Consider the following 24,679-nt stretch of genomic DNA (forward strand, 5'->3'; position numbering starts at 1 on the left):
GCTGAGGCAAGGCGCGAGCCTTGTGGCCGGTCCGGCCCTGGCGGAAGTTCGGCGCCATGGTCCATCGCCTGATCGACACCTCCCGCTACATCGCCCTGATCGCGATCGTGAGCATCTTCGTGGCCTCGCTCGCGCTGATGGTCTACGAGGCCGTCGTCGTGGCGACGGTGCTGGTCAACGCCGTCCTGACCGGGTCGAGCTCGCCCAGCGCCTCCAAGGCGCTCGCCGCCGGGCTGATCGAGGCGATCGACGTCTTCCTGATCGCGATCGTGGCCTACATCATGAGCATGGGGCTCTATGCTCTCTTCGTCGACGCGACGGCGCCGCTGCCGAAATGGCTGGCCATCCGCAATCTGGACGGCCTCAAGACCCAGCTGATCAGCGTCATTGTCGCCGTGCTGGCCGTGCTCTTCCTGCAGGAGATGGTGGAGCGCGCGGGCGAGACGGATCTGCTCCATCTCGCGCTCGCCATCGGCGTCATGATCGGCGTGCTGACCCTCTTCCTGAAGATCAACAAGGGCACGCCGGACTGAGCCGGGCCAGGCTCCACCGGGTGGCTCAGCTCTCGACGCGGAGGTTGAGGTCCTGTGCGATCTCCGTCCACTCCCGCAGCTTCGCCGCGACGAAGCCGCCGAACTCGTCCGGCCCCAGATAGGAGGGCACGGTGTCGATGCGCAGCAGCCGCTCCTGCGTCACCGGCGCCTCCGCCGCCTTGCGGAAGGCCGCGACCAGCCGCTCGACGATGGGCCGCGGCGTGCGCGCCGGCGCCATCAGGCCGGAGAAGCCGTCGAAGATGAAGCGGTTCGAATAGCCGAGCTCGACGAGCGTGGGCACGTCCGGCAGCGAGGGCGAGCGCCGCGCCCCGCTGCAGGCCAGCGGCCGGACACGGCGCGCCCTGACCATCTCGCCGGCCGCGGCCATGCTGTGGAAGCCGCCGTCGATGGTGCCGGCCAGCATGTCCTGCAGCATCGGCGCCTCGCCGCGATAGGCGACCTGCGTCGCGTTCAGTCGCGCCTCCCGCGCCAGGATGAGGCCGAAGGCATGGCCCGTGGAGCCGGGCGCGTAATTGGCGATGGAGACCTCGCGCCCCCCTTCGCCCCCCTGGGCCCAGGCGACGAACTCGGCCAGCGTCGTCACCGAGGCCGGCACCTTCGGTCCCACCACGAAATTGACCGCCGTCGTGCCGAGGCGCCCGATGGGCGCGAAATCCGCCACGGGATCATAGGGGAAGCGGTTCATCACGACGGGGCTCTGGATATGCGTCGTGATGGTGAAGAGCAGCTGGTAGCCATCCGGCGGCACCTTGGCCGCGTATTCCGTGCCGACCATCCCTCCCGCGCCGCCGCGATTGTCGATGATGATCGGCTGGCCGAGCTCGGCCTGCATCGGCTCGGCCGCGATGCGCGCCCAGGTGTCCGTGCCACCGCCGGCGGGGAAGGGCACGATGAAGCGGATGGGGCGATCGGGATATCCGGCGGCGGCGCCCTGCGCCCGCGCCAGATGGGGAGTGGCCAGAATCATGGACGCGCCCAGGCCGAGCGCATGGCGTCTTAGCATTCGTTTCCCCGTATTCTTGTGTTTCTCCCATCGTTTCACGCGGACGGCCGCGCCGTCCAGAAGAAGCCGCCTCAGGGGGCGGGCGCCGCCGCGAGCCAGGCGCGGCCCGCCTCCTCGGCCGGGATGGGCTGCCGCGGATGCTCCATGAAGGCCAGGATATCGTGCGCGACCTGCTCGCGGATCGCATCCCGCAGCAGCAGGTGCCAGCCGTCCGGATAGAAGGCGACGCGCGGGACATGCGCGTCCCGCAGCGCCCGCCGCGCGATGCGCGTCGGCACCACCTGGTCCTTCCCGCCCACCATCAGCAGCACCGGCACGTCGCCGCAGCAGGTGCGCAGGTTGGCCACCGCCACGTCCATCAGGTCCACGATGCCCTTCACCATGTCGAAGCGCACCTCGCGCAGGGTCAGCGGGTCGCGCGCGAAGCGGCGCAGCGCGGCTTCGTTGTCGCTGGCGGTGATGCCGGCCGCGCCCGCCGGCATGGCCAGCGGCCCCAGCGCCCGCGACGCGCCCCAGAGCAGCGTGCGCAGGAAGTCCGACAGATACGGCCCGCCCCAGATGGCCGGCGAGGAAAGGATGATCCCCGAGACATCCTGCGGCGAGGCGGCCAGCGCCACCGCGCCGCCCATGCTCTCGCCCAGCAGGAAGACCGGCAGGCCGGGATGCCGCGCGCGGAGCAGCCGCAGCGCCTCGCGCGCGTCGGAGACCAGCGTGTCCACGCCCGGCCAGTAGCCGCGCGCCGAGGTCCAGCCGAAGCCGCGCTGGTCGTAGGCATAGACGATCGCGCCCCCGGCGGTGAGCAGCGGCCCGCCCTCGGCCAGGAAGTTTCCGCCGTGATCGGCCAGCCCGTGCAGGGCGACGACCACGAAGCGCGGCTCGCCCTCGGGCCGCCAGACGCGCAGCGGCAGCCGGGCGCCGTCGGGCATGACCAGCATGGATTCCGGCCGCGGCCCGGCCGGCTGCGGCTCGGGGGGCGAGGGCGCGAAGGCGTAGACCGGCCGCGGCGTCCAGGGCAGCGGGGGCGGCACGAAGGGCTCGATCCCCGCCTCGCGAATGACGGGTCCGGCGGGGATCATCACGGGGGCGCAGGCCCCCATCGAGAGCATGGCCAGCAGCAGGGCGGCGAGCAGCTTCATGGTCGTGGCATATGGGGCGGCGTGCGGCTGGTCCATCAGGGTCCGAAGCCTTATGTTGTGGCCACCAAGCGGCAAGATGAAGGCCCCGAATGCGCGATCCGCAGATGACCGGCTACACCCCCCACCTCACCCCCGGCGTCACGCCGGAGCAGGTGATCCCGGTCGAGTCCCGCAAGATCGGCTGCGACGGCGGCGGCGGGGTGCTCGGCCATCCGCTGGTCTATCTGCGCATCGAGGACCAGCAGGTGACCTGCCCCTATTGCTCCAGGACCTACCGGCTGAAGGAAGGTTTCGGCGATGATGGACACCATTGACGGATCGGTGATCCCCTCGGCCGAGCCGAGGACCCCGCCGCCTGGCGACCCGCACCTGATCCTGATCGACGGCAGCGGCTACATTTTTCGGGCCTACCATGCGCTGCCGCCGATGACGCGGCCCGACGGCACGCCGGTGAACGCCGTCTTCGGCTTCGCCCAGATGCTCGAAAAATTCCTCAACCAGAACAGCTCCAGCCACATCGCCGTCGTCCACGACAGCGCGCGCCAGACCTTCCGGAACGACATCTACCCCGACTACAAGGCCCACCGCCCCGAGCCGCCCGAGGAGCTGATCCCGCAATTCGCGCTGATCCGCGAGGCGACGGAGGCCTTCGGCGTCGCCCAGATCGAGCTGCCCGGCTACGAGGCGGACGATCTGATCGCCTGCTACGCCAAGGCCTTCGAGGCCACGGGCGGGCGCGTGACCATCGTCTCCTCCGACAAGGACCTGATGCAGCTCGTGCGCGAGCGCGTCATCATGCTGGATCCGATCAAGCAGAAGCCCATCCGCGAGCCCGAGGTCTTCGAGAAGTTCGGCGTGGCGCCGAACAAGGTCGCCGAGGTCCAGGCGCTCGCCGGCGACGCGACGGACAACGTGCCCGGCGTGCCCGGCATCGGCGTGAAGACCGCGGCCCAGCTCCTCACCGAATACGGCGACCTGGAGACGCTGCTGGCCCGCGCCGGCGAGATCAAGCAGCCCAAGCGCCGCGAGCTGCTGCAGACCTATGCGGAACAGGCGCGCATCTCGCTGCGCCTCGTGACGCTCGACTGCGATGCACCGCTGCCCCTGCCCCTCGACGTGCTGGTCGCGCGCTCGCCCGAGCCCGTGCGCCTCGGCGCCTTCCTCGCCGAGAACAATTTCCGCTCGCTTCTCGCGCGGCTGGGCCTGGGCGACGGCGGCCCGCCGAACCGGCCGCGCCCCGTCGTGCAGCCCGCGACGGAAGCGCCGGCCGACCCGCTGGAGATTCCCTTCGACGGCTACCACTGCGTCACCGACCTCGCCGACCTCGAGAAATGGATCGCCGAGGGCAAGGCCGCCGGAATCGTCGCCCTCGACACCGAGACCACCAGCCTCGACGCGCTGGCCGCCGAGCTGGTCGGCGTCTGCCTCGCCGTCGCGCCGGGCAAGGCCTGCTACATCCCGCTGCGCCATGCGAGCCAGGACCTGCTCGCCGAGACGCCGGTGCAGCTCCCGCACGACCAGGTGATCGAGGCGCTGCGCCCGCTGCTGGAGGACCCCTCGGTCCTCAAGGTGCTGCACAACGCCAAGTACGACCTGGAGGTGCTGGCCAACCCGAAGAACGGCGGCCTCACGGTCACGCCCATCGACGACACGATGATGATCTCCTACGCGCTGGAGGCCGGCGCGCATGGGCATGGCATGGACGAGCTCTCGCAGCTCCACCTCCGCCACAAGCCGATCAGCTTCGACGAGATCACCGGCACCGGCCGCGCCCGCATCTCCTTCCAGCACGTGCCGCTGGACCGCGCGACCTGCTACGCGGCCGAGGACGCCGACGTCACGCTGCGCCTCTGGCACACGCTGAAGCCGCGGCTGCGCGAGGTGAAGGCGCTCTCGCTCTACGAGCAGGTGGAGCGGCGGATGATCCCCGTCCTCGCCGGCATGGAGCAGGCGGGCGTGAAGGTCGACGGCACGGAGCTCAAGCGCATCGGCGACGACTTCGCCGAGCGGCTGGTCGTTCTGGAGGCCGAGTGCCATCGCCTCGCCGGCCGCGTCTTCAACGTCGGCAGCCCGAAGCAGCTCGGGGAGATCCTGTTCGACGAGATGGGGCTGAAGGGCGGCAAGAAGGGCAAGACCGGCGCCTATTCCACCGACGCCTCCGTGCTGGAGGACCTCGCGGCCCAGGGCAACGAGCTGCCGCGCATGGTGCTGCAGCACCGCCAGCTCGCCAAGCTGAAGTCGACCTATGTCGAAGGGCTCACGGCGCAGATCGCCGCCGACGGGCGCGTCCACACCGACTACTCGCTGGCCTCCACCAGCACGGGCCGCCTCGCCTCCACCGAGCCGAACCTGCAGAACATCCCGATCCGCAGCGACGAGGGGATGAAGATCCGCCGCGCCTTCGTGGCGGAGCCCGGCCATGTGCTGATGAGCGCCGACTACTCGCAGATCGAGCTGCGCCTGCTCGCCCATCTCGCCGAGGTGCCGACGCTGCGCGCGGCCTTCGAGGCCGGCGAGGACATCCACTCGCGCACGGCGGCGGAGATCTTCCACCTCGATCCTCATAACGTGGACAAGGAGGCGCGCCGCCGCGCCAAGACCATCAACTTCGGCATCATCTACGGCATGAGCGCCTTCGGCCTCGGCGCCCGGCTGGGCATCCCGGCCGGCGAGGCGCGCGGCATCATCGAGGCCTATTTCGCGCAATACCCCGGCATCCGGAACGAGATGGAGCGCCTCAAGGACGAGGCGCGGATGAAGGGCTTCGTATTGTCCCCCTTCGGCCGCCGGCTCTGGGTCCAGGACATCGGCTCCAAGGACCCGGTGCGCCGCGCCGGCGCCGAGCGCCAGGCGATCAACGCCCCCTTCCAGGGCGGCGCCGCCGAGATCATCAAGCGCGCCATGGTGCGCACGCCCCGCGCGCTTGATGAGGCAGGGCTCAGGACCCGCATGCTCCTCCAGGTGCATGACGAACTGGTCTTCGAGGTGCCGGAGGCCGAGATCGAGGCCGCCGGTCAAATCATCAAGAAAATCATGGAGAGCGTCGCGGACCTGCGGGTTCCCTTGCTGGTCGAAGTGGGTCACGGCGCTTCCTGGGCGGAGGCGCACTAGGTTTCATGTCTGCTGGTTTTTCGCCGGACGAGAGGAGGCTCCTCCTCTCTGTCTCCGGCGCGCATTTCGTCAGCCACGTGCACGTGCTGGCCTTGCCACCCCTCTTCCCCCTGCTGCGCGACAGCATGGGCGTCGGCTTCCTGGAGCTGGGCTTCGCGCTCACCGTCCTGAACGTCGTCACCTTCTTCACCCAGGCGCCGATGGGCCTGCTCGTGGATCGCCTCGGTCCGCGGCGGGTGCTGGTCGGCGGGCTGCTGCTGGGAGGGATCGCCTTCGCGGCGGCCGGCATCGGCGGGAGCTACGCCTGGCTGCTGGTGGGCGCCTTCCTCGCGGGGCTGGCGAACAGCGTCTACCACCCGGCGGACTACGCGATCCTCGGCAGCGCGATCGACGACGCGCATGTCGGCCGCGCCTTCTCGCTGCACACCTTCGCCGGCTATGCGGGCTTCGCCGCGGCGCCCTTCCTCATGCTCGGCGTCGCGAGCCTGGCCGGCGCCGGCGCCGCGCTGGTCGTGGCCGGCCTGCTCGGGCCGCTGGCCGCGATCCCGCTGCTATCAGGCGCGATGGGGGAGAAGCCGGCGCCGCGGCGCGCCAAGAGCCAGACGCGCGGACCAGGCCTGATGAATGCGGCCGTGCTCTCGCTGCTGGTCTTCTTCACGCTGATCGCCTTCAGCAGCACCGCCGTCCAGGGCTTCGCCGTTTCCTCCTGGCAGGCGGCCTCCGGCCTCTCGCTCACGGCCGCCAATGTCGCGCTGACCGCCTGGCTGGCGGCGAGCGCAGCCGGCGTGCTGGTGGGCGGCCATGTGGCCGACCGCACCAAGCGCCACGGGCTGGTGGCGGCCCTGGGTCTCGGCGCCGCCGCCGTGCTGATCCTGCTGGCCGGGATCGGCGATCTCGCACCGGTGCCGCTGGTGATCGTGATGACCCTCTCCGGCCTGCTCTCGGGGCTGATCATGCCCTCGCGCGACATGATGGTCCGCGCCGCGGCCCCGCCGGGCCAGGCGGGCGCCGCCTTCGGGCTGGTGAGCACGGGCATCAGCATCGGCGGCATCGCCGGCCCGCTGATCTTCGGCTGGCTGCTGGACCATGGGCGGCCGCACGCGGTCTTCGTCATCGGCGCCGGGCTCATGGGCGTGGCGGTGCTGATGTCCCTGGTGCAGGAGCTGCGCCGTGGCCGGCGGATGGCCCTGGTGCCCGCGGAGTAGGACGCGCCCTCGCCCCACGGCCCGGGCCGTGCTTCACAGGCGGGCGGGTCGGGAGCATCGGATATGCTGTGGAATCTCGTCAGGCTCGCCGTCACGGCGCTGCCTCTGCTCTTGCCGGCGGTCGGGCAGGCCAGCGCGCTCGAGGATCTGAACGGGGCCTTCCGCTCCTCCTACCGCCTCGCGCAGCTCCATACGCTGAGCAACCTGCGCGCCACCGTCCCGGTCATGGTGAACCGCTTCAGCCAGATCGCCCTCTACCGTCCCGGCGTGGCGCGTCCCGAGCTCTTCGAGGCCGACGAGGAGCTGCTCCGTGAGACCCGCGCCGTCGCGCACAGCGCGGCCTCGCTCTACCTGCGGCTGGCGCCCTTCGGCCTGGGGCGGCTGGACGCCGAGCGGCTGGCCTGGCTCGTCACCTTCCAGGGGCTGATCCGCGGCGCCGAGACCGAGGTCGCCGCCCGCACGGACCTGCCCGGCGATCTCCGGACCGTGCAGCTCGGCATGCTGGCGGAGGTCCGGCGCGTCGCCGAGCGCATCCATCAGCGCGGCGAGGTGGACGAGGCCATGCTGACCACCCTCGGCGCCACCGTGCGTGCCGCGACCGACATGGGCTTCCGCATCGCCGTGGGCTCGACGCTCGACCAGTTCCGCGCGCAGTTCGCAAGCTGGCGGCAGCAATATCCCGCGCTGGACTGGACCAACGCCGTCGCCATCATCATCGGCACGCACCAGCCCCGCAACCTCGCCTGGCAGCGGCAATTCTTCGACTGGATGCTGCGCGACGACCCGCGCCGCGAGGACCGCGTGGTCTTCGCGGAGACGCTGGGCTTCCCTGCCCCGATCGATGGTCCGGACGGCCCCACCGACGCCCTCCTGCTGCTCGCCTCGGTGATGCTGGACAAGGCACTGGCCGGCGCGATCCTCGGCGATCCGCTGGTGCTGCAGGCGGACGCGCTGGGCCCGGCCGCGCAGGAGATCATCCGCGGCTGGTCCGCGCCATGAGCCTGGGGGAGATCCGCAGCTTCGACTACGCGATCCTGCTCTGCGACCGGCTGGAGGAGACGCGCGACTTCTACCGCGACGTGATGCGCTTCCCCATCGAGACCGATCGCGGGAACTGGGTCAGCTTCCGCGTCGGCGCGACGCTGCTGACGCTCCGCCGCCGCGGCGTCTGGAGCGTCTGCGACGACGGGAAGGCGGTGCCTGGATCGGCCTCCGTGCAGCTCGCCTTCCGGGTCCCGCCGCCCGCCGTGGACGCCTGCCATGCCGAGCTGGTCGCGAAGGGCGTGCCGATCCTGCGCCCGCCGACCGACCTTCCGGACTGGCGCCACCGCACGCTCTTCTTCCGCGATCCCGAGGACAACATCATCGAGATCTACGCGGAGTATTAAAGCGTGATGACCGAAGGCGCGAAGGCGCCGGAGGTCTGAATCACGCGCCAAAACAAAAGGCTAGACCATGATGCCTGAGCGAATGCGAACGCATCATGGTCTAACCGGTGGCCGGCGCCAGCTTGTCCTGCGTCTTCGTCTCGAAGTCGCTGGCGTCATGGCGCTCGAGGAGCTGGCTGGAGGGCTCGCCGGCGGTGCGGTTCACCATCCGGCCGCGCTTGACCGCCGGGCGCGCCCAGAGCTGTTCGGTCCAGCGGAGCACGTTCTTGTAGCTTTGCGCGTCCAGGAACTCCGACCCGGCGTAGCTGTCGAACTTCACCAGCCCGCCATACCAGGGCCAGATGGCCATGTCGGCGATGGTGTAGTCCGGCCCGGCCACGTACTCGCTCTCGCCCAGCCGGCGGTCCAGCACGTCGAGCAGGCGCTTCGTCTCCATGGTGAAGCGGTCGATCGGGTATTCCCACTTGTGCGGTGCATAGGCGTAGAAGTGGCCGAAGCCGCCGCCGATATAGGGCGTGCTGCCCATCTGCCAGAACAGCCAGGAGAGGCATTCCGCCCGCGGGCCCGGCGCGGTCGGCAGGAAGGCGCCGAACTTCTCCGCGAGATGGACGAGAATCGCGCCGGATTCGAAGACCCGGATCGGCTCGGGCCCGCTGCGGTCCACCAGCGCGGGAATCTTCGAGTTGGGATTCGCCGCGACGAAGCCGCTGCCGAACTGGTCGCCCTCGCCGATGCGGATCAGCCAGGCGTCGTATTCCGCGCCCTTGTGGCCGAGGGCCAGCAGCTCCTCCAGCATCACCGTGACCTTCACGCCGTTCGGCGTGCCCTGCGAGTAGAGCTGGAGCGGGTGCTTCCCGATCGGCAGCTCCTTGTCGTGCGTCGGGCCGGCGATCGGCCGGTTGATGTTGGCGAAGCGGCCGCCGCTGGCCTTGTTCCAGGTCCAGACCTTGGGCGGGGTGTATTCGGTGCTGCTGCTCATCGTCTTGGAGGCTCCGCTTCGTGACGTCATCCGTTCATGTGGAACGCCCCTGCCGCTTGCCAACCGTTACCGCCGTAACAGTGGGCACTCGCTCTCGGCGGCCGGACGATAGGCCTGGTCGCCCGGGATGGTCTGCACCACCTCCAGCAGGTCCCACTCGCCGCGCGACTGGCTCGGGCGCTTGGCCCGCATCAGGTACATGTCGCGGATGATGCGGCCATCCTCGCGGATGCGGCCGTTCTTCGTCATGAAGTCGTTGATCGGGGTGGCGCGCATCTTCTCCAGCACCGGCTGGGTGGCGTCGGTGCCCGCGGCCTTCACCGCATTGAGGTAGTGCGTGACGGCGCCCCACATGCTGGCCTGGAACATGGTCGGCGGCCGGCCGTGGAGGCGGGCGAAGCGCGTGGAGAAGGCGCGCGTCTCGTCGTTCTGGTCCCAGTAATAGGCCTCGGTGAAGACGAGGCCCTGCGCCGTGTCCAGCCCGATCGCGCGGACATTGGTGAGCAGGCAGAGCAGCGCGGCCGGCTGCAGCCCGCGCCGGATCAGCCCGAACTCGCCCATCTGCTTCACCGCGTTGATCAGGTCGGTGCCCGCGACCGCGAGGCCCAGCACCTGCGCGCCCGACTGCGCGGCCCGCAGCAGATGCGCCGAGAAGTCGCTCTCGTTCAGCGGGGCGCGGGTGGCGCCCACCACCTCGCCGCCCAGCGCGCGCACCACGGCCGCGCCATTGGCCTCCAGCGAATGGCCGAAGGCGTAGTCGGAGGTGAGGAAGAACCACTTGCGCTTGCCCTCGGCCATCATGGCCGTGACGGTGCCGCGGGCCAGCGCGTAGTTGTCGTAGGTCCAGTGCAGCCCATTGGGCGTGCAGGCGGCGCCGGTGAGCTCGGTGGTGCCTGCCGCGACCGCGACGTTGATCTTGTTCTTCTCGCGCGTGAGCTGCTGCACCGCCAGCGCCACGGCCGAGTTGCCGACGCCGAAGATGGCGTCGACCTTCTCCTGGTCGTACCAGCGGCGGGCGATGCCCATGCCGATGTCGGGCCGGTTCTGCAGGTCGCCATAGACCAGCTCGATCGGCGCCCCCAGCACGCGGCCCCCGAAATCCTCGATGGCCATGCGGGCGGAGACCACGTCGCCCATGCCCTGCTGGTCGGCGAAGACGCCGGACATGTCGTCGAGCACGCCGATCTTCACGACATTGTCGGAAGCCTGGGCCAGCGCGCGGCCGGCGGGCCAGATGGCGGCGGTGGCCAGGCCCGTGCCGCCCAACAGAAGCGAGCGGCGTGGCGTCAGGATATGCGTGCTCGGCGCGGTGTCGCGGTCCATGTGTTCGATCCCCTCCCGGCGGGCCCTCCTTGGCGGGGCCCGGCTCTCGTCAGGGGATCATGAACATCGCGCCGGCGACCGCAAGGGTTTCCGGTCAGGCGGCTTCGCTGGACCGGGTGACCCCCATGGCCTTGCGCGCCATGTCCACGGCGCCGGCGCGCGACCTGGCGGCGCCCACGAAGCGGCGCAGATGCACGAACACGGCATCCGCCACGCCCGACTTCGCCGCGAGCGCCCCCGCCTCCAGCCCGGCCCAGGCTTCCGGCAGCGGCAGCCGCTGCGCGAAGGAGCCGGGCTCCGGCGGCATCGTGTCCAGCATCCAGTTGCCGTTCGAAGCGGGGGACACGGTGAAGAGGACGGGCAGGTCGTGCGAGAAGACCACGTTCTTCCAAGGCATGCCGCGGTCCAGCACCAGGATGCGCGGATCCTCGCCGTCCCTGTGCGCGGCGAGGACGCTGGCCTCGGCGGAAAGGCGCGCCCGCAGCCCGTCCACGCGGCGGCGCAACAGGCCCAGGATCAGCGCGGTGGCCTCCAGGAAGGCCGCGTCGCCGGCGGTCGGTCCGCTGGACGCGGGATCGTCCCAATTGGGATTGAAGTCGCCGACCAGCGAGGCGAGGCCCAGCGTATCGGGCCGGTCGGCGGACACGCCGTTGTCGATCTCGTCGATCCTGCGCACGACGATCTCGTCGATCTCCGCGGCGATGGCGGCGGCGAAGGCTTCGGACCCGCTCTCCTTCAGCAGGGCCGCGACCGCGCGCTCGCCGTAGACCCGCCAGATCAGGCCGGCGGAGGAGAAGGGCGTCCCGTCGGCGCGCAGCGGAGCGCCGCGCTGATGGTGGTCGAAGCGGCTTTTGGCCTCGTCGAACACGAAGCCCACGTCCCAGACGATATCGGCCGTTTCGATCAGCTCCGGCTTGCGGGTGCGCAGCAGCACATGATCCCGGCCGGGCTCCCGCAGGCCGAGCGCCAGGCGCAGCACGGCATAGGCGAACACCTCGTCGCAATGAAACTTGCCGCTATGGGTCGCGAGAACGGGAAGCGGCTGGTCGCGTGTCATGGTCGTGATCCGATGCGAGATAGATGCTGGCGCAGTGCCTAACGGCGCAGGCCCGATGCGTCGATGGCCGGCGCGCTAGATCGGCGGCAGGATCCGCGCGGCGCGATAGGCGGCGATCTGGTCGGCGAACATCGCCCAGGTGTTCACGAAGCCGGTGAAGCCGGCCTCGCGCGCCGATGTCATGGAGCAGAGGACGTCGTAGTCCATGCCCATGAAGAAGTCGAAGAAGGGCCAGCTCGCGACCTGCTCCAGCGGCAGCGCGAGATCATGGCGCGCGCGGATGCGATCCCAGACCTCGGTCTTGTCGGCCATCCAATGCGCCATCGCCATGGTCCGCACCGCACCGGGCCGGCAGCCGAACTGTTCCGCGAGGAAGGACCACAGGTCGCACCAGCGGAAGGCATCGCCATTGGTCATGTTGAAGGCGCGGTTGGCGCAGCCGTCCTCGCCGAGCATCCAGAGCACGCCGTCGGCGAGCAGCTTCGCGTCCGTCACCTCGTGCAGGGCGTTCCAGGTGCCGGGCTTGCCCGGGAAGTCGAAGGGCACGTCGAGCTCGCGGCAGATCGCGGCATAGGCGCCCAGCGTCGAGACCATGTTGCGCGCGCGGCCGGGCGCCACGTCGAGCACGAAGTTCGGGCGGCTCGCGCTCCAGGACCAGTCCTTGCCGCGCTGGCGATCAGACAGGAAATCCTGCTGGTCGTAGTAGAAGTTGGGCGGCATGTGGCGCGGATCGTCCTCGCGCGCGGGCGTGCGGTAGCGGCCGATATGCATGCCGTACCACTTCGCGCCGTGCACGAGATGGATATGCGCGAGACGCGGCAGGCTGGCCTCGGCGGCATCCACCAGGTTGCGCAGCATGCGGAGGTTGCCCGGCACATCCTCCACGCCCGTCTCGCCATGCGGCGCGCGCGAGGCATAGACGATGCGGCTGATGTTAGGGCGCGTCGCCAGCGCCTCGGCCAGGCGCGGCGCGTCGTCCAGATCGGCCGCGAGCCATAGCTCGTCGCCGGCGGGCCTGTGGCGCGAAAGGCCGAGCAGGGTCTGGTCCGGCCGAGCCCTGCCCCGCTCCAGGATGCGGCTGGCCGCCGCACCCGTGGCTCCCACGATCAGCGTGACGCGCGTGTTGTCCATGCGCGGAATTATGACCCGGCGAGCGTCATCCCGTCGATGCGCAGCGTCGGCGCATCCGTGCCGCGCTTGTAGACGAGATCGTCCGCCGCGGTCATGGCCAAAAACATCTCGGGCAGCTTGCCGGCGATGGTGATCTCGCTGACGGGTTCGGCCAGCTTCCCGTCGCGGATCATGAAGCCGGCCGCGCCGCGCGAGTAGTCGCCGGTGATGCCGTTCACGCCCATGCCGATGAGCTCGGTGATGTAGAGCCCCTCGCGGATATCGGCCATGACAGCCTCAGGCGAGAGCGTTCCCGGCTCCAGCCAGAGGTTGGTCGGCGCCGGGCCCGGCGGGCCGCCGGTGCCGCGCGAGGCGTGGCCCGTCGTCGTCAGCCCGAGCTGCTTCGCGCTGCGCCCGTCGAGCAGCCAGGTGGTCAGCACGCCGTTCTCGACCAGCGCCCGGCGCTGGCCGCGCTGGCCCTCGCCGTCGAAGGGGCGCGAGCGCATGCCGCGCGGGCGCAGCGGATCGTCCATCACGGACAGGGTCGCGGGCAGGATCTGCTTGCCCATCGCGTCCTTGAGGAAGGAGGTGCCGCGCGCGATGGCCGCGCCGTTGATGGCGCTGACCAGATGGCCCAGCAGGGAGTTCGCGACGCGCGGGTGGTAAACCACGCTGAGCCGCGTGCTCTTCGGCCGCGTCGGGTTGAGCCGCGCGACGGCCTGCTCGCCGGCGCGGCGGCCGACGGCGGTGGCATCCTCGAGGTCGGACAGGAAGGTCGCGCTGGCATAGTCGTAGTCGCGCTGCATGCCCGTGCCCTCGCCGGCCAGCGCCGTGGCGGAGACGGAATGCGAGGAGCGCGTGTAGGTGCCGAAGAAGCCGCGCGAGGTGGCCAGCGCGCGCGAGCCGCGCGACCATCCGGCCGAGCCGCCCTCGCTGTTGGTCACGCCCTGCACGGCGAGCGCCGCCTCCTCCGCCAGCGCGGCGCGGGCCAGCAGGGCGTCGGCATCGGGCTCCGCGTCGTCGGCGAGGTCGAGCGGCCCGGCATCGATGGGTGCCGGCGCGTCGAGCAGCGTGGCGTAGCCGTCCTCCGGCACGACCTGCGCCATGGCGACCGCGCGCTCGGCCAGCGCGGCGAAGCCGGAGAGAGAGGCGTCCGTGCCGCTCACGATGGCCGTGCGGTTGCCGAGGAAGACGCGCAGCCCGATGTCGGTGCTCTCCGAGCGCTCCAGCTGCTCGATGGCGCCGAGCCGGCGCTGCACGGCCAATGAGGCCGAATGCACCAGCAGCGCATCCGCCTGCTCCGCGCCGGCCTTGCGCGCCGCGTCGAGCAGCGCGCTGAGCGTATCCTGATCGCTCACGCCGCCAGCTTCTCGGCGATGTCGCCCAGCGTCGGCACCTTCGCGATCGGTCCCAGCGCCGCCAGCGTCGGCCGGCCCCGGAAGAGCCGCGCCGCCGCGCGCTGGATGTCCTCCACCGTCACCGCCGCGATGCGCGCCTTGGTCTCCTCGACCGGGATCACGCGGCCATGCACCTGCAGCTGCCGGGCGATCTGCTCGCAGCGGCTGCCGGTGGATTCCAGCGACATCAGCAGCGAGGCGCGCAACTGCGCCTTGGCACGGTTCAGCTCGTCCACGGTCACGTCGAGCTGCACGCGGCGCAGCTCCTCGACCGCGACGGGGACCAGCTCCGCCACCTGCTCCTCGCCGGTGCCGGCGTAGAGCGCGAAGACGCCCGTGTCGTGATAGGGGCTCGCGAAGGAGTAGATCGAATAGACCAGCCCGCGCTTCTCGCGGATCTCCTGGAAGAGACGCGAGGACATGCCGCCGCCCAGCAGCGTCGAGAGCAGCTGCACCGGGTAGTGGTCCGGATCCGTGTAGGTCGCCGAGGGGAAGCCCAGCACGATGTGGACCTGGTCCAGGTCGCGCTCCTCGCGGAACTCGCTGCCGGCGTAGATCGCGGCCTCCGGTTCATGCGGCGTCACCGCCGGCAGGTCGGCGAAGTGCTGGTTCACCAGCGAGAGAAGCTGCTCATGCTCCACCGCGCCGGCCGCAGCCACCACCATGCGCGAAGGGCCGTAATGCCGCGCCATGTAGGTGGAGAGCACGTCGCGCGGCATCTTCTCGATGATCTCCTCGGTGCCCAGCGTGGGCCGGCCCATGGCCTGGTCCGGGTAGCAGGCGTGCTGGAAGTGGTCGAAGATGATGTCGTCCGGCGTGTCGTTCGCCTGGCCGATCTCCTGCAGGATCACGCCGCGCTCGCGCTCCAGCTCCTCGGGGATGAGGGTGGAGTGGCAGAGGATGTCGCCGATGATGTCGGCCGCCAGCGCCGTGTCCTCCTTGAGGACCTTGCAGTAGTAGGCGGTCTGCTCGCGCGCCGTGTAGGCATTGATGTGGCCGCCGACATTCTCGATCTCGCGCGCGATGGAGGCCGCGTCCCGCCGCGCCGTGCCCTTGAAGGCCATGTGCTCGAGGAAGTGGGAAGCGCCGTTCTCGGGCGCGGTCTCGTTGCGCGTGCCGGCATGGACATAGGCGCCGATGGAAACGGTCTCCACGCGCGGCATGGTCTCGCTGGCGACGAGGAGACCGCTGGGCAGGCGCGTGACGCGGACGGATTCGGTCATTTCGACAGGGGGGCTTTCAGGGCTGGTCAGGCTGGGTTCCTTCCTAGCCCGCTTCGGGCCGGGCCGAAACCTTGAGGCCTGGGAGGGAAAGGATCCCCCCTGATATCGGGTGTCCCTCCCGGGCCTTTCAACCTGTCACGCCGTCGGCACGCTGCCGCCGTCGACCCGGACCTCGGCCCCGGTGATGGCGCCGGCACGGGGCGAGGCCAGGAAGGCGATGAGGTCCGCCACCTCCCGCGGCTTCGCCGGACGGCCGAGCGGAATGCCGCCGAGGGAGTCCATGATGATCCGCTTGCCGCCCTCGTAATCGGTGCCCGCCTGCGCGGCGAGGCGCTCGGCCAGGGCGACCGAGGCCTCGGTCTCGACCCAGCCGGGGGAGACGCGCACCACGCGGACGCCCTTCGGCGCCAGCTCCTTCGAGATGCTCTTGCTGTAGGTCGAGAGCGCGGCCTTCGCGGCGGCATAGGCCGTGGTCGCCTCGGGCAGCGGCATCTCGCGCTGGATGGAGGTGACATGGATCACCACTCCCGAGCCCTGCGCGACCATGGAGGGCACGAGCGCCCGATCCAGCCGCACGGAGGGCATGAGGTTCAGGTTCAGCTCCTTCTCCCACTGCCTGTCGTCGAGCGCCAGGAAGCCGCCGGCCGGCGCGGTGGAGCCGCCGAGGACGTTCACGAGGATGTCGATCCCGCCCAGCCGCTCCAGCACGGCCCGCGCGACGGCGGCGCAGCCCTCCGCCGTCGTGATATCGGCCGCGATGAAGTCCGGCCCCTCGGGCACGGTGCGGGCCGCCGCGATGACCCGGGCGCCCGCCTCGCGCAGGACCTCCACAGTGGCGGCGCCGACGCCCTTCGTCCCCGCCGTGACCAGCGCGCGGCGGCCTTCCAGGCCAAGTCCGAAGCTCACGAAAGGATCTCCAGCGCGGCGATCCCGTCGCCGGCGAGGAGGAAGAAGAACCGCAGGTCCACCGGGCTGCCGGGGAAGTCGCCGACGACATGGGCGGTGACGACCGTCTTCCCGTCACGCGCCTCCACGGCGAAGGGCTCGGCCGTGTAGCTGTACTTCCGCGAGGCCGCCGTCTTCCAGGCCGCGATGGCGGCGCGGCCGCGGTGGTCGTGTCCTTCGTCGGTCACCACCGCGTCCTCGGTGAAGCAGCGGGCCACCGCCTCGCCATCGCCTTGGTCCGCCGCGAAATAGGCCGCGACGGGCCTGGGAAGCTCGATCGCCATGAGCCCTCTCCTGTTCGGTTGAAGGTGCGGATTGCACCCGGCCGGACGTGGCGGCATGGTTTCCAGATGGCAAGAACGCACGAAAAAGTAGGGTACTTACCTCCGGGTGAGGAGCACACGCCCATTTCGGCCGCGGTCGGCGTCGAGCAGGCCTTCAAGCTGCTGGAAGGCCGGTGGAAGCTGCTCATCCTGTTTCACCTGTTCGGCGGCAAGCTGCTCCGCTTCTCCGAGCTGGAGCGCGCCATCCCCGCGATCTCGCAGAAGATGCTGATCCAGCAGCTGCGGCAGATGGAGGCGGACGGGATCGCCCGCCGGATTGTCCACCATCAGGTGCCGCCGAAGGTGGAATACGGGCTGACGGATTGGGGCCAGTCGCTGTGCCCCGCATTGGACTCCATCCTGCAGTGGGCCGCTCGTAAGCCACAGAACTGAAAGAGTTTCCGAGAAAAACGCCCACAGGGCGGCCGGCCCTGCAACCCTTCCGCGCCTTCGCAGTTGCACAATTGCCGCCGGGCGACGCCCCGCGCGGCGTGTCTCGCGTGGCCGCCCCCCGACCCTCAGGGCCGCGCCCCATTTGGGTCGCAAAGGCATCGCCCCCATGCCTTGGGCCGGACGGATCAGGGAGCCCATGACGACACGCACGACCCGGCTCATCGAGCTCGATTCGCTGCGCGGCATCGCTGCGCTCATCGTGGTCCTGCACCACGCCTATCTTTCGCTCCCGGAGCTGCCGGACTGGCTGCACTGGGTCCTGGACGCCACGCCGCTGCGCCTCGTCGGCGCGGGGCGCCCCGCGGTGATCTTCTTCTTCGTGCTGAGCGGCTACGTCCTGACCCGCGCTCTCGCGGCGCAGGAGGAGGCGCGTCCCGGCAGCGTGCTGAGCGGCGCCGGCTGGGCCAACTACGCGGCCCAGCGCGCGGTGCGGCTGGGCCTGCCGGTGCTGGCCTCGCTGGTGCTTTCGGCCGGGCTGCAGCTGTTGCTCTGGGAGGAACCGCTGCCGCCCGAGACGCCCGGCCTCGTCGGCACGGCGACCTGGGCGAAGATGTGGAGCTGGAAGGGCTTCACCGAGCAGGCGCTGCTGCTGAGCGCCGGCAACGGCTTCCAGCTGAACCCGGTGCTCTGGAGCCTCGTGCACGAATGGCGGATCAGCCTGGTTCTGCCCTTCGTGCTGCTGTTCCGCGGCCATCTGGCGCTGCTGATGGCGGTGGCGCTGCTCGGTGCCGGCATCGCGCGGCTCGCGGGCATGCCGGAGGGCGACGTGGCGCTGGGCAGCAGCCTGCTGAAGACCTTCGCGGCGACCGCCGGCTTCCTGCCGGCCTTCGCGGCGGGCGCAGCCCTGGCGCTCGGACGGCTGCCGCGGCTGGACCGCACCCAGGCCCTCGCGGCCGGCATCGCGGTGCTGGTCATGGCCATGGCGGCGCATGACTACGGCGTGATCCTGGCCTCGGCGCTGCTGATCCTGCTGGCGCAGCGCGACGGCCCCTTCGCACGGGAGATGCGGCGCCCTTCGCTGGTCTGGCTGGGGCGCGTGTCCTTCAGCCTCTACCTGGTCCACCTGCCCCTGCTGCTGGCAGCGACGCACCTGCTGCGGGACCAGGACGTGCCGGAGGTGGCGGCACTGATCGCGGTGGCGCTGTCGCTCCCGGCGGCGGCGCTGATGTGCCGCTGGGTGGAGATGCCGGCGCACCGGCTCGCGCGCCGGATCCGCCCACGCACGCCGCGGGTGCCGGCGGGCCTGCCCTACGAGGCGCGTTAGGGCGGGAAGCCGGCGGCCTCAGGCGTCGACCGTGTTCCGCCGCGCATGCGCCCGCACCTGGGCCTCGACCTCGCCGAGGTCGTTCGGCAGCACGGTGAAGCGCTCCGGCCGCTCGTAGAGGTCGGCCAGCGCCGGCGGCAGCGGCGGCCGGATCCCGGTCGCCCGCTGCACCGCATCGGGGAACTTCGCGGGATGCGCCGTCGCCGCGACGATGACGGGAATGCGGCTCTCCGGCATCAGGGCACGCACGGCGGCGGTACCGACCGCGGTGTGCGGGTCGGCGAGGTAGCCGGTCTCGCGATGCAGCCGCTGAATCTCGCCCAGCGTGCCGGCATCGTCCAGCGTGAAGCCAGTGAAGAGCTTCGTCGCCTCGCGCCAGGCGGCATCCGGGATCGGCATGCGGCCGGTGGCCCGGAAGTCCTTCATCTGCTGCGCCGTGGCCTTCGCGTCGCGGCCCAGCAGCTCGAAGAGCAGCCGCTCGAAATTGCTGCTGACCTGGATGTCCATGGACGGCGAGAGCGAGGGCTCCACCGGCTTCGCGGTCATGTCGTTGGAGGCGAGGAAGCGCGCCAGGATGTCGTTGCGATTGGAGCCGATCAGGAATTTCGCGATCGGCAGCCCCATCTGCCGCGCCGCCCAGGCCGCCAGCACGTTGCCGAAATTGCCGGTCGGCACGGAGACCGCCACCTCGCGGTCCGGCGCGCCGAGGCTCAGCGCGGCATAGGCGTAGTAGGGGATCTGCGCCGCGATGCGCGCCCAGTTGATGGAGTTCACCGCCGCCAGCCGCATCTCGCTGCGGAAGGGCGCGTCCACGAACATGGACTTCACCAGGTCCTGGCAGTCGTCGAAGCTGCCCTGGATCGCGATGTTGGACACGTTGGGCGAGAGCACCGTGGTCATCTGCCGGCGCTGCACGTCGCTGGTGCGGCCCTCGGGGTGGAGGATCACGATGTCCACGGCGTCGCGGTCGCGGCAGGCCTCGATGGCCGCGCTGCCCGTGTCGCCGCTGGTGGCGCCGACGATGGTGATGCGCTCGCCGCGCTTCCTCAGCACATGGTCGAAGAGCCGGCCGAGCAGCTGCAGCGCCACGTCCTTGAAGGCCAGCGTGGGCCCATGGAACAGCTCCAGCGCGAACTCCGCCGGGCCGAGCTGCACCAGCGGCACCACGGCCGGATGGCGGAAGCCGGCATAGGCCTCCGTGGTCAGCCCCCGCAGCTCGTCCAGCGTCAGCGCGTCGCCGACGAAGCGATGGATCAGCCGGGCCGAGAGCTCGGCATAGGGCAGCCCGCGCAGCGACCGCCACTCCTCGGGCGTCAGCCTGGGCCAGGATTCCGGCAGGAACAGCCCGCCATCCTCGGCGAGGCCGGCGAGCAGGACATCCTCGAAGCCGCGCGGGGCGGCTTCTCCGCGAGTGGAGACGTAGCGCATGAGGGCTGTTTAGGCGGTTGCGGGGCGCCGCGGTAGGGCGGGCGCTCGCGGGGCAGGTCCGCCTACTCCCTTCACCTGGGCCGGATCGGGATTCTCGGTCAGGCGCCTCGGGTCCGCAGCCGAGCCTGCCGCGGCCGGCGCGCGCTATCATCCTGCCAAAACAGGGAGGGGGCGCGAATGCAAAGCGACATGTCACGGCGGCTGACCGCCGAGTTCATCGGCACCTTCTGGCTGGTCTTCGGCGGCGTCGGCAGCGCGGTCTTCGCCGCCACCTTCCCGCAATACGGCATCGGCTTCCTGGGCGTTTCCTTCGCCTTCGGCCTGACCGTGCTGACCATGGCCTATGCCGTGGGCCATATCTCCGGCGGCCATTTCAACCCGGCGGTGACGCTGGGCCTCTGGGCCGCGGGCCGCTGCGCCAACCGGCACGTCATCCCCTACATCATCGTGCAGGTGGCGGGCGCCATCGTCGCGGCCGGCGTGCTCTACGTGATCGCCTCGGGCCGCGAGGGCTGGACCATCCAGAGCTTCGCCTCCAACGGCTACGGCCCGCTGAGCCCCGGCCACTACAGCATGGCCGCCTGCTTCCTGGCCGAGGCCGTCCTGACCTTCGTCTTCCTGGTGATCATCACCGGCACGACCTCGAAGGGCGCGGCGACGGGCTTCGCGGGCATCCCCATCGGGCTGGCGCTGACGCTGATCCACCTGATCTCCATCCCGATCACCAACACCTCGGTGAATCCGGCCCGCAGCACCGCGCCGGCGCTCTTCGCCGGCGGCGAGTACATCGGCCAGCTCTGGCTCTTCTGGGCGGCGCCGATCCTGGGGGCGCTGATCGCGGGCGTGGTCGCGCGGGCGATCTACGAGCCCTCGGAATGACCGAAGCTTCCCTTCGGGGAACGCCGTGTTAGCGTAACGACGGCCGGGAACCACCGGCCAGGGAGGACACCATGAACATGAACCGTCGCCATATGGCCGCCGCCGGCGCGGCCACGCTCCTCGTCGGAGCCCTGCCCGCCGCCGCCCAATCCACCAACCAAGGGGCCGCCGACGACCGGGCCGTCGCCCAGGCCGTCGAGGCGCTGACCCGGGCCATGCTCAACCCCGACCGCGCCGCGCTGGAGGCCCTGGCCCATGACGCGCTGAGCTACGGCCACTCGGCCGGGCGCATCGAGAACAAGGCCCAGTTCGTCGGCAACCTGGTCGAGCGCGGCAACCCGTTCGGCGAGATCAACATCAGCGACCAGACCATCGCCGTGGTCGCCGACGACGCGATCGTGCGCCACAACTTCACCGGCAACACGACCGGCGGCGGCCGCGTGACGCCGGTGCGGATCGGCATCCTGCAGGTCTGGAAGAAGCAGGGCACGAACTGGCGGCTCTTCGCGCGGCAGGCCTTCGTGCGTCCGGCCGCTTAAGCTGGGGTCAAGGGGCTCAAAGGCCCCTTGCGGGGTTGGCGCCGAAGGCGAGACAACCTGGGGAGGGCGGCGCCCTCCCCAGGGCGCTACTCCGCCGCCTGGAGCTGCATCTCCTCCGCATAGGCTTCCAGCGGCGCGCAGGTGCAGATCAGGTTCCTGTCGCCATAGACATTGTCCACGCGCTTCACCGGCGGCCAGTACTTGTGCGCCTTCACATAGGGCAGCGGGAAGGCGGCCTCCTCGCGCGTGTAGGGATGCGTCCACTCGCTCGCCATCACCTCGGCCGAGGTGTGGGGCGCGTTCTTCAGCGGGTTGTCCGCCCGGTCCATCCGCCCCTGCTCCACCGCGCGGATCTCGCCGCGGATGGCGATCATGGCGTCGCAGAAGCGATCCAGCTCCGCCTTGGTCTCGCTCTCCGTCGGCTCCACCATCAGCGTGCCGGTGACCGGCCAGCTCATGGTCGGCGCGTGGAAGCCGTAGTCCTGCAGGCGCTTGGCGATGTCCTCGACCATCACGCCGCCCCCCTGCTGGAAGCCGCGGCAGTCGAGGATGCACTCATGCGCCACCATCCCCTGCCGGCCGCGGTAGAGGATGGGGAAGTGGTCGCGCAGCCGCGCCGCCATGTAGTTGGCGTTGAGGATCGCGACCTGCGTCGCGCGCGTCAGCCCTTCCGCGCCCATCATGCGGATATAGGCGTAGCTGATGGGCAGGATCGCCGCCGAGCCGAAGGGCGCGGCCGAGACCGGGCCGAAGCCCGTCGCCGGCCCGGCCTCCGCCACCAGCGGATGGTTCGGCAGGTGCGGCGCGAGGTGCTTGGCCACGCCGATCGGCCCCACGCCAGGCCCGCCGCCGCCATGCGGGATGCAGAAGGTCTTGTGCAGGTTGAGGTGGCAGACATCCGCGCCGATCGAGGCCGGCGAGGTCAGCCCCACCTGCGCGTTCATATTGGCGCCGTCCATGTAGACCTGACCGCCCTGCGCGTGGATCAGCGCGCAGATCTCGCGGATGCTCTCCTCGAAGACGCCGTGGGTGGAGGGGTAGGTGATCATCAGCGCGGCCAGGTTGGCCGCGTGCTGCGCCGCCTTGGCCTTGAGGTCCGCCACGTCCACGCTGCCGTCGCGGTCGCTCGCCACCACCACGACCTTGAGGCCCGCCATGGCCGCGGAGGCCGGGTTGGTGCCATGCGCCGAGCTCGGGATCAGGCAGATGTCGCGATGCCCCTCGCCGCGTGCCTGGTGATAGGCGCGGATGGCCAGCAGCCCCGCATACTCGCCCTGGCTGCCGGCATTGGGCTGCAGCGACACGGCCGCGAAGCCGGTGACGCCGCAGAGCCACGCCTCCAGCTGGCGGATCATCGCGATGTAGCCCTGCGCCTGGTCGGTGGGCGCGAAGGGGTGGATGTCGGCGAAGCCGGGGAAGGTGACGGGGATCATCTCCGCCGTCGCGTTCAGCTTCATGGTGCAGGAGCCGAGCGGGATCATGGACCGGTTGAGCGCGACGTCCTTGTCCTCCAGCCGCTTCATGTAGCGCAGCATGGCGTGCTCGGCGTGGTGCGAGTTGAACACCTCCGCCTCGAGGAAGGGCGTGGTGCGGACCAGCGCGACGGGCTCGCCGCCGGCCGGCTCCAGCGTGGCGAACTCGCCGCCGTGGAACAGCGCGACGAGTGCCTGGAGCTCGGCGCGCGTCACCGTCTCGTCGAGCGCCACAGCGACCGCGCTGTCATCCACGCGGCGCAGGTTGAAGCCGGCCTTCAGCGCCTCCGACATGATCTCGTCCGTCTTCACGCCGGTCTCGATGCAGACCGTGTCGAAGAAGGCGGCGTGGCGGAGCTTGAAGCCGCCCTCCTCCGCCGCGCCCGCGACGAGGCGCGCCTGCAGGCCGGCGCGGCGGGCGATCTTCTTCAGCCCCTCCGGCCCGTGCCAGACGGCGTACATGCTCGCCATCACGGCCAGCAGCACCTGGGCGGTGCAGATGTTGGAGGTGGCCTTCTCGCGGCGGATGTGCTGCTCGCGCGTCTGCAGCGCGAGGCGCATGGCCGGCGCGCCGGCCGCATCGATGGAGACGCCCACCAGCCGCCCGGGCAGCGAGCGCTTGAGGGCATCCTTCACCGCCATGTAGCCGGCATGCGGGCCGCCATAGCCCAGCGGCACGCCGAAGCGCTGCGAGGAGCCGACGACGATGTCCGCGCCCATCTCGCCGGGCGGCTTGAGGATGGTCAGCGCCAGCAGGTCGGCGGCGACGATGGCGAGCGCGCCGGCCGCCTGGGCCGCGGCGATCTCGGGCGCGATGTCACGCACCTCGCCCGTCGTGCCGGGATACTGCGTCAGCACCGCGAAGGGCTTTTCCGCGGCGATGGTCGCGGCGAGGTCGGCCGGCGCGCTCAGCACCAGCTGGATGCCGACCGGCTCCGCGCGCACGCGCACCACGGCGATGGTCTGCGGGTGGCAGTCGGTCGCGACGACGATCGTGCTGCCCTTCCCCTTGTGCGTGGCGTGGGCGAGCGTCACGGCCTCGGCCGCCGCCGTGCCCTCGTCGAGCAGCGAGGCGCCGGCCATCGGCAGGCCCGTGAGCTCGCCGATCATGGTCTGGAAGTTCACCAGGGCCTCGAGGCGGCCCTGCGCGATCTCGGCCTGGTAGGGCGTATAGGCCGTGTACCAGCCCGGATTCTCCAGGATGTTGCGCAGGATCACCGGCGGCGTGTGCGTGCCCGAATAGCCCATGCCGAGCAGGCTGCGCTTGCGGAGGTTCCGGTCCGCCAGAGCGCGCAGCTCGGCCAGCGCACCGGCCTCGTTCACCGGATGCGGCAGCGTGTCGAGCGTCATGCCGCGGATGTCGGCGGGGATGGTGCGCGCCGTCATCTGCTCCAGGTCGGCGCAGCCGATGGTCTGGAGCATGGAGGCCACGTCGGCCTCGGTCGGGCCGATGTGGCGGCGGATGAATTCGCCCTGGTCCTCGAGGGCGGCGAGTTCGGCCAGGGCGCCGCTCATGCGAGGGTGTCCACGTAGGCGGCATAGGCGCCGGCGTCGAGCAGGTCCTCCGGCAGCGCGCCGTCCAGCTCGATCTTGAAGAACCAGCCGGCGCCCGTGGGCTCGGTGTTGATCAGCGCGGGGTCGTCCACCAGGGCCGAGTTCACCTCGACCACCTTGCCGGCGATCGGCGCATAGACGTCGGAGGCGGCCTTCACGCTCTCCACCACGGCGATGGCCTCGCCGGCGGTCACGACGCGGCCCACCTCGGGCAGGTCCACGAAGACCACGTCGCCCAGCGCGTTCTGGGCGTGGTCGGTGATGCCGATGGTGGCGACGTCGCCCTCCAGCCGCACCCATTCGTGGTCCTTGGAGAACAGCAGTTCGGTCATGGGG

At 70.7% G+C, this 24,679-nt stretch carries 23 protein-coding genes; 10 read left to right on the forward strand and 13 right to left on the reverse strand.

The window, feature by feature from the left end; translation table 11 throughout:
- The first annotated feature begins 56 nt into the window (after positions 1-56).
- Positions 57-533, forward strand: coding sequence for a YqhA family protein (locus tag AC1ROY_RS15405; protein WP_493149727.1), 477 nt, complete (start codon positions 57-59; stop codon positions 531-533).
- A 25-nt stretch (positions 534-558) separates the two neighbouring features.
- Here the strand turns inward: AC1ROY_RS15405 and AC1ROY_RS15410 are convergent, their stop codons facing one another.
- Positions 559-1,521: a Bug family tripartite tricarboxylate transporter substrate binding protein gene (locus AC1ROY_RS15410; RefSeq protein ID WP_493149728.1), complete on the reverse strand. Its 963-nt coding sequence runs from the start codon at positions 1,519-1,521 to the stop codon at positions 559-561.
- A 107-nt stretch (positions 1,522-1,628) separates the two neighbouring features.
- The gene (locus AC1ROY_RS15415) at positions 1,629-2,729 is read right to left on the reverse strand and encodes an alpha/beta fold hydrolase (protein ID WP_493149729.1); all 1,101 of its coding nucleotides are present in this window, start codon (positions 2,727-2,729) and stop codon (positions 1,629-1,631) included.
- Positions 2,730-2,782: 53 nt separating this feature from the next.
- On the opposite strand from AC1ROY_RS15415, the gene AC1ROY_RS15420 reads away from it, so the two are divergent.
- From AC1ROY_RS15420 to AC1ROY_RS15440, 5 genes are all read left to right on the forward strand, one after another.
- Positions 2,783-3,007, forward strand: a complete 225-nt coding sequence (locus AC1ROY_RS15420) for a zinc-finger domain-containing protein (protein ID WP_493149730.1) — start codon at positions 2,783-2,785, stop codon at positions 3,005-3,007.
- Positions 2,994-5,804 (forward strand): DNA polymerase I, encoded by a 2,811-nt coding sequence (gene polA / locus AC1ROY_RS15425; protein ID WP_493149897.1) that lies wholly within the window; start codon positions 2,994-2,996, stop codon positions 5,802-5,804. The genes AC1ROY_RS15420 and polA overlap by 14 nt, the downstream gene beginning before the upstream one ends.
- Positions 5,805-5,809: 5 nt before the next feature.
- Positions 5,810-7,009 (forward strand): MFS transporter, encoded by a 1,200-nt coding sequence (locus AC1ROY_RS15430; protein WP_493149731.1) that lies wholly within the window; start codon positions 5,810-5,812, stop codon positions 7,007-7,009.
- 63 nt (positions 7,010-7,072) lie between these two features.
- Positions 7,073-8,008, forward strand: coding sequence for a hypothetical protein (locus tag AC1ROY_RS15435; RefSeq protein WP_493149732.1), 936 nt, complete (start codon positions 7,073-7,075; stop codon positions 8,006-8,008).
- Positions 8,005-8,397 carry a VOC family protein gene (locus tag AC1ROY_RS15440; protein WP_493149733.1) on the forward strand — a complete coding sequence of 131 codons (393 nt, stop codon included), beginning with the start codon at positions 8,005-8,007 and terminating at the stop codon, positions 8,395-8,397. Before AC1ROY_RS15435 ends, AC1ROY_RS15440 begins: the two co-directional genes overlap by 4 nt.
- Positions 8,398-8,497: 100 nt before the next feature.
- On the opposite strand, the gene yghU is transcribed toward AC1ROY_RS15440, so the two are convergent.
- The 8 genes from yghU to AC1ROY_RS15480 all read right to left on the reverse strand — a co-directional run bounded on the left by yghU (position 8,498) and on the right by AC1ROY_RS15480 (position 16,715).
- The gene (gene yghU / locus AC1ROY_RS15445) at positions 8,498-9,376 is read right to left on the reverse strand and encodes a glutathione-dependent disulfide-bond oxidoreductase (protein ID WP_493149734.1); all 879 of its coding nucleotides are present in this window, start codon (positions 9,374-9,376) and stop codon (positions 8,498-8,500) included.
- Positions 9,377-9,442: 66 nt separating this feature from the next.
- Positions 9,443-10,699 carry an ABC transporter substrate-binding protein gene (locus tag AC1ROY_RS15450; protein ID WP_493149735.1) on the reverse strand — a complete coding sequence of 419 codons (1,257 nt, stop codon included), beginning with the start codon at positions 10,697-10,699 and terminating at the stop codon, positions 9,443-9,445.
- A gap of 94 nt (positions 10,700-10,793) precedes the next feature.
- The gene (locus AC1ROY_RS15455; protein WP_493149736.1) at positions 10,794-11,756 is read right to left on the reverse strand and encodes an MYG1 family protein; all 963 of its coding nucleotides are present in this window, start codon (positions 11,754-11,756) and stop codon (positions 10,794-10,796) included.
- Positions 11,757-11,831: 75 nt separating this feature from the next.
- Positions 11,832-12,887 carry an SDR family oxidoreductase gene (locus AC1ROY_RS15460; protein WP_493149737.1) on the reverse strand — a complete coding sequence of 352 codons (1,056 nt, stop codon included), beginning with the start codon at positions 12,885-12,887 and terminating at the stop codon, positions 11,832-11,834.
- An 8-nt stretch (positions 12,888-12,895) separates the two neighbouring features.
- Positions 12,896-14,224, reverse strand: coding sequence for a TldD/PmbA family protein (locus tag AC1ROY_RS15465; RefSeq protein ID WP_493149738.1), 1,329 nt, complete (start codon positions 14,222-14,224; stop codon positions 12,896-12,898).
- On the reverse strand, positions 14,221-15,486 hold the full coding sequence (locus AC1ROY_RS15470; protein WP_493149739.1) for a M16 family metallopeptidase: 1,266 nt from the start codon (positions 15,484-15,486) through the stop codon (positions 14,221-14,223). The genes AC1ROY_RS15465 and AC1ROY_RS15470 overlap by 4 nt, the downstream gene beginning before the upstream one ends.
- Before the next feature lie 135 nt (positions 15,487-15,621).
- Positions 15,622-16,392, reverse strand: coding sequence for an SDR family oxidoreductase (locus tag AC1ROY_RS15475; RefSeq protein WP_493149740.1), 771 nt, complete (start codon positions 16,390-16,392; stop codon positions 15,622-15,624).
- Positions 16,389-16,715: a nuclear transport factor 2 family protein gene (locus tag AC1ROY_RS15480; RefSeq protein WP_493149741.1), complete on the reverse strand. Its 327-nt coding sequence runs from the start codon at positions 16,713-16,715 to the stop codon at positions 16,389-16,391. Before AC1ROY_RS15480 ends, AC1ROY_RS15475 begins: the two co-directional genes overlap by 4 nt.
- A 66-nt stretch (positions 16,716-16,781) precedes the next feature.
- Here AC1ROY_RS15480 and AC1ROY_RS15485 point away from each other — a divergent pair, with 66 nt between their 5' ends.
- Positions 16,782-17,147, forward strand: a complete 366-nt coding sequence (locus tag AC1ROY_RS15485; protein WP_493149742.1) for a winged helix-turn-helix transcriptional regulator — start codon at positions 16,782-16,784, stop codon at positions 17,145-17,147.
- A gap of 196 nt (positions 17,148-17,343) precedes the next feature.
- The gene (locus AC1ROY_RS15490; protein WP_493149743.1) at positions 17,344-18,471 is read left to right on the forward strand and encodes an acyltransferase family protein; all 1,128 of its coding nucleotides are present in this window, start codon (positions 17,344-17,346) and stop codon (positions 18,469-18,471) included.
- Between the two features lie 18 nt (positions 18,472-18,489).
- Here AC1ROY_RS15490 and thrC read toward each other — a convergent pair whose 3' ends face one another.
- The gene (thrC, locus tag AC1ROY_RS15495) at positions 18,490-19,899 is read right to left on the reverse strand and encodes a threonine synthase (RefSeq protein WP_493149744.1); all 1,410 of its coding nucleotides are present in this window, start codon (positions 19,897-19,899) and stop codon (positions 18,490-18,492) included.
- Between the two features lie 177 nt (positions 19,900-20,076).
- Here thrC and aqpZ point away from each other — a divergent pair, with 177 nt between their 5' ends.
- Positions 20,077-20,778 (forward strand): aquaporin Z, encoded by a 702-nt coding sequence (gene aqpZ / locus AC1ROY_RS15500; RefSeq protein WP_493149745.1) that lies wholly within the window; start codon positions 20,077-20,079, stop codon positions 20,776-20,778.
- 77 nt (positions 20,779-20,855) lie between these two features.
- The gene (locus tag AC1ROY_RS15505; protein WP_493149746.1) at positions 20,856-21,317 is read left to right on the forward strand and encodes a nuclear transport factor 2 family protein; all 462 of its coding nucleotides are present in this window, start codon (positions 20,856-20,858) and stop codon (positions 21,315-21,317) included.
- An 86-nt stretch (positions 21,318-21,403) separates the two neighbouring features.
- On the opposite strand, the gene gcvP is transcribed toward AC1ROY_RS15505, so the two are convergent.
- Positions 21,404-24,304, reverse strand: a complete 2,901-nt coding sequence (gcvP, locus tag AC1ROY_RS15510; RefSeq protein ID WP_493149747.1) for an aminomethyl-transferring glycine dehydrogenase — start codon at positions 24,302-24,304, stop codon at positions 21,404-21,406.
- Complete coding sequence (gene gcvH, locus AC1ROY_RS15515) at positions 24,301-24,675, reverse strand: glycine cleavage system protein GcvH (protein ID WP_493149748.1); 375 nt, start codon at positions 24,673-24,675, stop codon at positions 24,301-24,303. Before gcvH ends, gcvP begins: the two co-directional genes overlap by 4 nt.
- Positions 24,676-24,679: the final 4 nt, after the last annotated feature.

It is taken from the genome of Roseococcus sp. GW821-FHT12F05 (assembly GCF_058806835.1).

Coding starts and splice junctions, on each gene's coding strand:
- AC1ROY_RS15405 (WP_493149727.1), top strand. CDS start 57: ATGGTCCATCGCCTGATCGACACCTCCCGCTACATCGCCCTGATCGCG.
- AC1ROY_RS15410 (WP_493149728.1), bottom strand. CDS start 1,521: ATGATTCTGGCCACTCCCCATCTGGCGCGGGCGCAGGGCGCCGCCGCC.
- AC1ROY_RS15415 (WP_493149729.1), bottom strand. CDS start 2,729: ATGGACCAGCCGCACGCCGCCCCATATGCCACGACCATGAAGCTGCTC.
- AC1ROY_RS15420 (WP_493149730.1), top strand. CDS start 2,783: ATGCGCGATCCGCAGATGACCGGCTACACCCCCCACCTCACCCCCGGC.
- polA (WP_493149897.1), top strand. CDS start 2,994: ATGGACACCATTGACGGATCGGTGATCCCCTCGGCCGAGCCGAGGACC.
- AC1ROY_RS15430 (WP_493149731.1), top strand. CDS start 5,810: ATGTCTGCTGGTTTTTCGCCGGACGAGAGGAGGCTCCTCCTCTCTGTC.
- AC1ROY_RS15435 (WP_493149732.1), top strand. CDS start 7,073: ATGCTGTGGAATCTCGTCAGGCTCGCCGTCACGGCGCTGCCTCTGCTC.
- AC1ROY_RS15440 (WP_493149733.1), top strand. CDS start 8,005: ATGAGCCTGGGGGAGATCCGCAGCTTCGACTACGCGATCCTGCTCTGC.
- yghU (WP_493149734.1), bottom strand. CDS start 9,376: ATGAGCAGCAGCACCGAATACACCCCGCCCAAGGTCTGGACCTGGAAC.
- AC1ROY_RS15450 (WP_493149735.1), bottom strand. CDS start 10,699: ATGGACCGCGACACCGCGCCGAGCACGCATATCCTGACGCCACGCCGC.
- AC1ROY_RS15455 (WP_493149736.1), bottom strand. CDS start 11,756: ATGACACGCGACCAGCCGCTTCCCGTTCTCGCGACCCATAGCGGCAAG.
- AC1ROY_RS15460 (WP_493149737.1), bottom strand. CDS start 12,887: ATGGACAACACGCGCGTCACGCTGATCGTGGGAGCCACGGGTGCGGCG.
- AC1ROY_RS15470 (WP_493149739.1), bottom strand. CDS start 15,486: ATGACCGAATCCGTCCGCGTCACGCGCCTGCCCAGCGGTCTCCTCGTC.
- AC1ROY_RS15480 (WP_493149741.1), bottom strand. CDS start 16,715: ATGGCGATCGAGCTTCCCAGGCCCGTCGCGGCCTATTTCGCGGCGGAC.
- AC1ROY_RS15485 (WP_493149742.1), top strand. CDS start 16,782: ATGGCAAGAACGCACGAAAAAGTAGGGTACTTACCTCCGGGTGAGGAG.
- AC1ROY_RS15490 (WP_493149743.1), top strand. CDS start 17,344: ATGACGACACGCACGACCCGGCTCATCGAGCTCGATTCGCTGCGCGGC.
- thrC (WP_493149744.1), bottom strand. CDS start 19,899: ATGCGCTACGTCTCCACTCGCGGAGAAGCCGCCCCGCGCGGCTTCGAG.
- aqpZ (WP_493149745.1), top strand. CDS start 20,077: ATGCAAAGCGACATGTCACGGCGGCTGACCGCCGAGTTCATCGGCACC.
- AC1ROY_RS15505 (WP_493149746.1), top strand. CDS start 20,856: ATGAACCGTCGCCATATGGCCGCCGCCGGCGCGGCCACGCTCCTCGTC.
- gcvP (WP_493149747.1), bottom strand. CDS start 24,304: ATGAGCGGCGCCCTGGCCGAACTCGCCGCCCTCGAGGACCAGGGCGAA.
- gcvH (WP_493149748.1), bottom strand. CDS start 24,675: ATGACCGAACTGCTGTTCTCCAAGGACCACGAATGGGTGCGGCTGGAG.